Raw genomic sequence first — 2,158 nt, forward strand, 5'->3', positions numbered from 1 at the left:
TTGAGGAACAACAAAGGACGGAGAATTTAACTAATCATGGTTAAATCTCCGTCCTTTTTAGATTATCCAAATTATGATGTGTACCCCTTGTCAGGGACAACATTGATTTTTTTGGGGTGTTTTTTTATTACCCCAACAAGTGTATAGGTAGGGGTTTAAAACACCACAATGAAATGGATAGGTACCTCCTAAACCCCAAAAGAATTTATAGAACCTGAACTTTTAGATGTATTAAGGTCGGTGGCATATGCTACCGACCTTTTGTCGGTGTGCCGGGCATGGCACAGTTCTTACTGGTGAGAGTCCAGTCACGGGTATTTACCGCCAAGTGTAGCGAACCGCAAGCGGAAAGCAGTAATGCTCAAGTGAAGGAAGCGGTGTAGCAAAGCCATCGAGCCTACGAACAGAAACCGGATACAAGGCTAAACGGTGGGTGAGGTTGCTACACAAACCGAAGCCCAAAAGGTAAACGTATCACCGAGACAGTAAATCCGGAGGTTGTGTGGCGAAAGAACTATGTCTTACCCCGGGAGACCCGGACGGCGTGGAAACACGTGCGGAAAAGGCTTGCGTCCGGGAGTCAGCTTAGACCATAGTACCGGGAGCACGAACGGGAAGGGTCTAATGTCAATGTATTGCAAATCACTGCAAGCAAGGTCGGAATAATCCGAAATCGAGGATATGCTCTGAAAGCAGAAACGTAAGTCTGTGGAGGCAAAAGGTAGAGGGGATGATTTCCGGCAGTTTTACGAACAGAAAGAGGAGCAACAAGTGGAATTAATCGAATGGATATTACAGGACAGGAATATTGACGAGGCAATCAAGAACGTCAAGCGAAACAAAGGTGCAGCCGGAGTCGATGGGATGACGGTAGATGAACTTGACGTGTATTTTACTCTTCATAGGGAAGAGCTGAAGACTCAGATACGTGAAGGTAAATACAGGCCGAGTCCGGTAAGAAGGGTCTACATACCTAAAGCCAACGGCAAGAAGAGACCTCTCGGAATACCGACAGTCACAGACAGAGTTGTACAGCAGATGACAGCACAGATACTGTCTCTGGGATATGACAAATATTTCAGTGACCATAGTTATGGGTTCCGAGCGAACAGAGATTGCCATGGAGCGATAGAGAAAGCCCTCGAATACCTCAACGAGGGATATGAGTGGGTGATAGACCTTGACATCGAGAAGTATTTCGACACGGTAAACCATGACAAGTTAATTTCAATACTCAGAGAACGCATTAATGATGCGAAAACGCTACGACTGATTCGACAGTTTCTAAGAGCTGGAGTCATGGAAGATGGCTTGGTAAGCCCAAGTGAAGAAGGGGTACCGCAAGGTGGACCTCTTTCACCTATACTATCCAACATCTACCTTGACAAGCTCGACAAGGAACTGGAATCAAGGGGACTTCATTTTGTCAGATACGCTGACGACTGCGACATCTTCGTGAAAAGTGAAATGGCGGCAGACAGAGTGATGAAGTCTGTGACAAGCTGGCTGGAGCGCAAACTTCGGCTGAGAGTCAGTGCCACTAAGACAAAGGTAGTAAGACCTACGAAGAGTAACTTTCTGGGATTCACATTCTGGAAGAGCAAAGACGGTTGGAAGTGCAGGCTTGCCAAAGACCGAAAGAAGAAACTCTATGAGAAGACTCGTGAGATTCTTTGTCGGAAGAAAGCGGCTGCGCGAACCATAAAGTCTACCTTTATGCAACTGAACTGGCTCATCCGGGGGTGGATAAACTACTACAGAATCGGTAGCATGAAAGGCTTTCTTGATGAATATGGACAATGGCTGAGGCACAAGGTGAGAGTAGTGATACTCAAACAGTGGAAAAAGCCGAAGACCATATTCAAGAACCTGATGGCTCTGAATAGGATTCAGGAATGTGGCCTTGAGGAGAAAAGATTGTTAAGCGTGGCAAACGCAAGGCAGGGATGGTACCGAATGGCTACTATTCGGGATATTAATTTCCTGCTCAATCCAACGATACTTGGCAAAAAGACAAAGAGCCGACCGGGATTGGTCGACCCTTTGGCGTATTATCTGAATTAACGCTTGATTCTATGTTGATGTAGCGCCGTATACGAGACCCGTACGTACGGTGCAACGGGAGGGTTGAGGGCTAACGCCCTCGCTCTACCCTATT

General features: G+C 46.5%; 1 protein-coding gene. It reads left to right on the forward strand.

All coding sequences use genetic code 11. From position 1 onward, the window contains the following. The first annotated feature begins 708 nt into the window (after window positions 1-708). On the forward strand, window positions 709-2,064 hold the full coding sequence (ltrA, locus tag AXF17_RS04450) for a group II intron reverse transcriptase/maturase (protein ID WP_237049005.1): 1,356 nt from the start codon (window positions 709-711) through the stop codon (window positions 2,062-2,064). Window positions 2,065-2,158: the final 94 nt, after the last annotated feature.

The sequence above is a fragment of the Mogibacterium pumilum genome, from assembly GCF_002243385.1.
Classification (GTDB): domain Bacteria; phylum Bacillota; class Clostridia; order Peptostreptococcales; family Anaerovoracaceae; genus Mogibacterium; species Mogibacterium pumilum.